At 69.3% G+C, this 6,522-nt stretch carries 5 protein-coding genes; 3 read left to right on the top strand and 2 right to left on the bottom strand.

Annotation, left to right across the window (positions count from 1 at the left end; all coding sequences use genetic code 11):
* Positions 1–71: 71 nt before the first annotated feature.
* Positions 72–953: a MurR/RpiR family transcriptional regulator gene (locus VFA06_RS04280; protein WP_349260046.1), complete on the bottom strand. Its 882-nt coding sequence runs from the start codon at positions 951–953 to the stop codon at positions 72–74.
* Positions 954–1,106: 153 nt separating this feature from the next.
* Positions 1,107–2,669, bottom strand: coding sequence for a histidine ammonia-lyase (gene hutH / locus VFA06_RS04285; RefSeq protein WP_324839059.1), 1,563 nt, complete (start codon positions 2,667–2,669; stop codon positions 1,107–1,109).
* Positions 2,670–2,892: 223 nt separating this feature from the next.
* On the opposite strand from hutH, the gene hutU reads away from it, so the two are divergent.
* The 3 genes from hutU to VFA06_RS04300 all read left to right on the top strand — a co-directional run.
* Complete coding sequence (hutU, locus tag VFA06_RS04290) at positions 2,893–4,599, top strand: urocanate hydratase (protein WP_324839060.1); 1,707 nt, start codon at positions 2,893–2,895, stop codon at positions 4,597–4,599.
* The gene (locus tag VFA06_RS04295) at positions 4,596–5,897 is read left to right on the top strand and encodes an allantoate amidohydrolase (RefSeq protein WP_324839061.1); all 1,302 of its coding nucleotides are present in this window, start codon (positions 4,596–4,598) and stop codon (positions 5,895–5,897) included. Before hutU ends, VFA06_RS04295 begins: the two co-directional genes overlap by 4 nt.
* A 99-nt stretch (positions 5,898–5,996) precedes the next feature.
* Positions 5,997–6,522: amidohydrolase family protein (locus VFA06_RS04300; protein WP_324839062.1), on the top strand; the 526-nt coding region annotated here is incomplete at its 3' end.

The following is a 6,522-nucleotide window of genomic DNA, read 5'->3' on the forward strand; positions in this document are numbered from 1 at the left end:
GAGATCGAAAACAACTCTACTCGCCAGTAACTTATGGCGTGAACCCGGCTCGGCGTGCCCTTGGTCACGCTTCAGCGGTAGAAGCCGCGCGCCTCGCTGAGTGATTCGTGCGCTTCGAGGCGGCTCTGGGTGCGCTCGGGTGCCGCGTCGGCTATCGCCTGGACCAGCAGCGACGCGAGCACCATGGGCGCGGCGTGCGAGTCGAAGACCAGCCGGGAGCCGACGCCGGCCGGCAGCAGCACGTCGGCCGACCCGGCGAACGGGACCAGCGGATTGTCCGTGACCAGGACGACCTTGAGCCCGAGCTCGCGGGCGTGGTCGATCGCGGTGAGGGCCTCCTGCGCGTAGCGGGGCAGCAGGAAGGCGACCATCCACGTGGCGCCCGCCTGGCGGGCCTGCAGCAGCGCGTCGTCGGCCGCGGTGCCCGCGGACGAGATCAGCCGGACGTCCGGGTGGATCCGCTGCGCGCTGTACGCGAAGTAGTGCGCGACCGAGAGGGAGAGGCGCAGGCCCAGGACGACCAGCGGGTTCGAGCCGGCCAGCAGCCGGCCGGTCTCGATCAGGCGGTCGGGGGCCGCGGCGAGGCGCTGCAAGGCGTCGAGATTGGTCTGCTCGGCGGCGATCGCGGCCTGGAACTCGTTGCGGCGCACCTCCTCCGGGGACTCGCCGACCGAGCCGAGCACGATGCCCTTGAGCGCGTCACGCAGCGCCGGGTAGCCGGAGAAGCCGAGCGCGGTGGCGAAGCGGGTGACCGAGGGCTGGCTCACCCCGACCCGCTCGGCCAGGTCCACGCTGGACATGAACACGACCTCGGCCAGATGGTCGATGAGGAACTGGCCGATCCGGCGCTGCGCGGGGGAAAGGCGGCGTCCGTCGAGCAGGCCGAGTACCTGCTCGGTGGAGCTGCCGGCCGCGCTGACAGCCGGGTCGAGGAACCCTGTCGGGTCGGGCATCACCGCCGCCACGCCTGTCACCTCCGTTCGCGACCGTCCTTGTGATTGGTACCGGTCCTGGCGCCCTCGCACGTATGTTGCGCTGAACAATGGATCGGCCGACCAGCATAGGTCAGTCGTCGTCGTGCAGGCGCTGGGTTTTCTCCCTGCGTTCTATCGCAGAGCACCGACAGCTTCTTCGACTGCTGCGAGCACTGAGCCGTCACATACCGCGTCCTCGGCTGCCCTCAGCTCGATGGAGAGGTATCGATCCGGTCCCGGACCGCTGACACCGCGCTGCCTGAGTACGGCAATCGCGGCTGCGGTACCCGGCGCCGGCTTGAGCGGCGCGCGCATGTCCAGGGCGCGAGCTGCGGTAACCAGCTCGATGGTGAGGATGCGGGTGAGGTTGTCCAGCGCGGTACGCAGCTTGCGCGCCGCGGACCAGCCCATCGACACGTGGTCCTCCTGCATCGCGGAGGACGGGATCGAGTCGACGCTGGCCGGATTGGCCAGACGCTTATTCTCGGAGACCAGGGCGGCCTGGGTGTACTGAGCGATCATCAGTCCGGAGTCCACGCCGGGGTCGTCGGCCAGGAACGGCGGCAGGCCGTGCGAGCGGGCGACGTCGAGCATCCGGTCCGTGCGCCGCTCGGCGATCGAGCCGACCTCGGCGGCGGCGATGGCGAGGAAGTCCAGGACGAAGGCCACCGGGGCGCCGTGGAAGTTCCCGTTGGACTCCACCCTGTCCTCACCGAGGAGCACGACCGGGTTGTCGATGATTGAGGCGAGTTCGCGTTCGGCGACGAGGGTCGCGTGCGCGAGCGTGTCACGGGCAGCGCCGGCTACCTGAGGCGCACAGCGCAGTGAGTAAGCATCCTGCACGCGGTTACAGTCGGGGCCGCGGTGGGAGGCGACCACGCCTGAGTCCTTAAGCAGAGTCAGGAGATTCGCGGCGGATGCGGCCTGGCCGGGATGCGGTCGGATGGCGTGCAACTCGGGGAGGAAGACCCGGTCGGTACCGAGCTGCGCTTCCACACTCATCGCGGCGGTCACGTCGGCGAGCTTGAGCAGCCGGTCGAAGTCACGCAGCGCGAGGACGAGCATGCCGAGCATGCCGTCGGTGCCGTTGATCAGCGCCAGGCCTTCCTTAGGCTCCAGCACCAGCGGCGTGATGTCGTGCTCCGCGAGCACCGGCGCGGCATCCGCCGGCTTGCCGTCCTCGTCGATGACTTCGCCCTCGCCCATCAGGACGAGCGCGACGTGCGCGAGGGGGGAAAGGTCGCCCGAGCAGCCAAGGGAGCCGTACTCGCGGACCGCGGGCGTGATGCCGCTGTTCAGCAGCGCGGCCATGGTCTCGGCGACGACCGGACGTACGCCGGTGTGCCCGCTCACGAGCGTCTTGAGGCGCAGCAGCATGAGCGCGCGCACGACCTCGGGCTCGACGAGAGCGCCCATGCCGGCCGCGTGCGAACGGATCAGTGACCGCTGCAACGCGGCCCGCGACTCGGGGTCGATGTGCCGGGTGGCCAGCGCGCCGAAGCCAGTGGAGATCCCGTAGGCGGGGGTGGGCGCGGCGGCGAGTTTGTCCACAGTGGAGCGGCCTTGGCCGAGGGCCGCCAGGGCGGCGGGCGACAACTCGACCCGCGCACCGTGCCGGGCGACCGCCTCGATCTCGGCGAAGGACAGGTCGGTGTGGCCGATGGCACCCGGGCCGAGCTGGACCGTCGTGGTCATGGGCTGCTCCTGCGACTGTGACTGTGACTGTGACTGTGACTGTGACAACGAACAGTATTGAATGAAGTCATGCGGTTGACCGCAGCTATGAATGATTGCATAACATACCTCGGGGTTCACCGGCCACGGCTGCGGGCACGAGTACTGCGTGACGCCTAGCGACGCCCCGGCCTGCTCCTCTACCCCGAACTGATCCGTATCCCGCAAGAGAGGGAGCTCGCGCATGACCGGTCCGCATACGGTACGCGCCCCCCGCGGCACCAGCCTGAACACGCTCGGCTGGCCGCAGGAGGCCGCCTACCGGATGCTCCAGAACAACCTCGACCCCGAGGTAGCCGAGCATCCCGAGGAACTGGTCGTCTACGGCGGTACCGGCAAGGCGGCGCGCAACTGGGCTTCATTCGACGCACTGCTGCGTACCCTCACGACGCTGCGCGAAGACGAGACGATGCTCGTGCAGTCCGGAAAGCCGGTCGGCGTCATGCGCACGCACGAGTGGGCGCCGCGCGTCCTGCTGGCCAACTCCAACCTGGTCGGCGACTGGGCGAACTGGGACGAGTTCCGCCGCCTCGACGCGCTCGGCCTGATCATGTACGGGCAGATGACCGCGGGCTCCTGGATCTACATCGGTACGCAAGGCATCCTGCAAGGCACCTACGAGACCTTCGCGGCGGTGGCGGCGAGCCGGTTCGGCGGTTCGCTCGCCGGAACCATCACGCTTACGGCCGGGCTCGGTGGGATGGGCGGCGCGCAGCCGCTGGCCGTGACCATGAACGACGGCGTCGCGATCTGCATCGACTGCGACCCGCGCGCGATCACCCGCCGGATTGAGCATCGGTACCTGGACGTTAAGGCGGACTCGCTCGATCACGCGCTCCAATTGGCGGTCGAGGCCCGTGACGCACGCCGACCGCTGTCCATCGGTGTGTTGGGTAACGCGGCGGATCTCGTACCGGAGCTGCTGGCGCGTAACGCACCAATCGACATCGTCACTGATCAGACCTCCGCACATGACCCGCTCGCGTACCTGCCGCTGGGCGTGGACTTCAGCGATATGAAGTCGTTCGCGCTCGACAAGCCCGAGGAGTTCGTGCAGCGGGCGCGCGAGTCCATGGCCAGGCACGTCGAGGCGATGGTCGGCTTCCAGGACGCCGGGGCCGAGGTGTTCGACTACGGCAACTCGATCCGCGGCGAGGCGAAGCTGGCCGGATACCAGCGCGCCTTCGACTTCGCCGGCTTCGTGCCGAAGTACATCAGGCCGCTGTTCTGCGAGGGCAAGGGCCCGTTCCGCTGGGCGGCGCTCTCCGGCGATCCGGCCGACATCGCGGTCACCGACCGCGCCGTGCTGGACCTGTTCCCCGAGAACGAGTCCCTCGCCCGCTGGATCCGGATGGCCGGGGAGCGGGTGCACTACCAGGGCCTGCCCGCGCGGATCTGCTGGCTCGGCTACGGCGAGCGGCATCAGGCCGGGCTGCGGTTCAACGAGCTGGTCGGCTCCGGCGAGATCCAGGCGCCGATCGTGATCGGCCGCGACCACCTGGACTGCGGCTCGGTGGCCTCGCCGTATCGGGAGACCGAGGCGATGCTGGACGGCTCGGACGCGATCGCGGACTGGCCGCTGCTCAACGCGATGGTCAACGTCGCCTCGGGCGCTTCCTGGGTGTCGATCCACCACGGTGGCGGGGTCGGCATGGGCCGATCGATCCACGCCGGCCAGGTCTCCGTGGCCGACGGATCGGCGCTGGCCGCCGCCAAGCTGGAGCGGGTGCTGACCAACGATCCGGGCATGGGCGTGATCCGCCACGTGGACGCCGGTTACGACCGCGCGGTCGAGGTCGCCGAGGAGCGCTCAGTTCGCATCCCGATGCGAGAAGGCGCCGACACGGTCAAGGACGCCTCCAACAAGGACGCCGCCGGGGACGGCGCGTGAACGAGGTCGCGGAGGCGACCGGCTTCGCAGAACTCTGGTCTTCGCTGGCGGATCTCGGCCGCGACCGAACCACCGGCGGCTATCGGCGCTTCGCCTGGACGAGCGCGGACCTCGCGTGCCGTGACTGGTTCGCGTCGCAGGCTGCTGATCGAGGCCTGACGGTCGAGGTCGATCGCAACGGCAATCAATGGGCCTGGTGGCTGCCGGACAGCGGTGCGTCAAGCACAGACGTGGGCACTGAGCCGCGGCGCGGTAACGCGTTGGCGATTGGTTCACACCTGGATTCGGTACCGGACGGCGGCGCGTTCGACGGTCCTCTCGGCGTCATCAGCTCCCTGGCCGCAGTCGACCTGTTGCGTGCGCGCGGCTGGCAGCCTGAGCGGCCGGTCGTGATCGCCAACTTCGCTGACGAGGAGGGGGCACGCTTCGGGATCGCCTGCGCCGGTTCCCGGTTGCTGACCGGGCAGCTGGACGCGGCCAAGGCTCGCTCACTACGCGACGGCGGCGGCGTGCGGCTGGCGGATGCGATGGAGGCGGCGGGTCAGGATCCCGACGCGCTGGGCCGCGACGACGAGCGGCTTGCCGATATCTCAGAGTTCGTCGAGTTGCACATCGAGCAGGGCCGCTGGCTGATCGACCACGACGCCCCGGTCGGCGTCGCCTCCTCGATCTGGCCGCATGGCCGGTGGCGCTTCGACTTCACCGGCGAGGCCAACCACGCCGGCACGACCGCGCTCGACGATCGCCGCGACCCCATGCTGACCTACGCGAACACGGTCCTCTCCGCCCGCAAGAAGGCCAGGCTCGGCGGCACGCTGGCAACTTTCGGCAAAGTGAGTGTCGAGCCCAACGGCACCAACGCGATCCCGTCACGAGTCCGCGCCTGGCTGGACAGCCGCGCCCCAGATGAGGCGGCACTGGACGCCGTCGTCGAGCAGATCGCCGCCGCCGCGCGCGAACGCGCCGAGCGCGACGGGACCGCGCTGGAGGTTGTCAACGAGTCACGCACGGCTATCGTCGAGTTCGACCACGGATTGCGCGACAAGATCCGCAAGACGCTGACCGGCGTCTTCGGCCCGGTACCGCAGCTGCCCACGGGCGCCGGGCACGACGCGGGAATCCTGGCCGCCGAGCTGCCGACCGCGATGCTCTTCGTGCGCAACCCCAGCGGGCTTTCCCACACCCCCGCCGAGCACGCCGAGACAGCGGACTGCCTCACCGGCGTCGCCGCGCTGGCTGAGGTCGTCGCGCAGCTCGCCGGAGTGCGACCTGGGACAAACCGGGGATCAGGGGCTTGAGGCGGTGACGACGGGATGACCGAGACGGGAACGCGCGACAGAAAGCCGCAAGGCGCTGAGAAGCAGCGATGGCACGCCGAGGCCGCCTATGTGGCGGGCATGGTGGAAACGGACGTGCTCATTGAGACAGAGGGCGACCGCATTACGGCCGTCACGCCCGGGGTTCGGGCGCCTGCCGATGCGGTACATCTTCCAGGGTTGACGCTCCCAGGGCTGGCGAACGCACACTCGCATGCGTTCCATCGTGCGCTCCGCGGACGAACGCAGATAGGAGAGGGCACGTTCTGGACGTGGCGCGAGCAGATGTACGAGGCCGTCGCCGGTCTTAATCCGGATACGTACTTCGAGCTCGCAGTCGGCGTGTTCACGGAGATGGCGCTGGCCGGGATCACCTCGGTCGGAGAGTTCCACTACGCGCACCACGACCACGGCGGCGCGCAGTACGCCGACCCGAACGCCATGGGCCACGCCCTGATTCAAGCCGCGCGCACGGCCGGCATCCGGATCACGTTGCTGGACACCTGCTACCTGACCGGTGGCCTGCACGCGACCGTCAATCGGACCGCGCTGAACAACACGCAGAAGCGTTTCTCCGACGGCGACGCGGAGAAGTGGGCCGCGCGCG

The sequence above is a fragment of the Actinocrinis sp. genome (assembly GCF_035653575.1).
In the GTDB taxonomy this organism is placed as follows: domain Bacteria; phylum Actinomycetota; class Actinomycetes; order Streptomycetales; family Catenulisporaceae; genus Actinocrinis.

What these genes read in the sequence shown, in the direction of transcription:
- VFA06_RS04280 (WP_349260046.1), bottom strand. Translation starts at nt 953, where the DNA reads ATGCCCGACCCGACAGGGTTCCTCGACCCGGCTGTCAGCGCGGCCGGC.
- hutH (WP_324839059.1), bottom strand. Translation starts at nt 2,669, where the DNA reads ATGACCACGACGGTCCAGCTCGGCCCGGGTGCCATCGGCCACACCGAC.
- hutU (WP_324839060.1), top strand. Translation starts at nt 2,893, where the DNA reads ATGACCGGTCCGCATACGGTACGCGCCCCCCGCGGCACCAGCCTGAAC.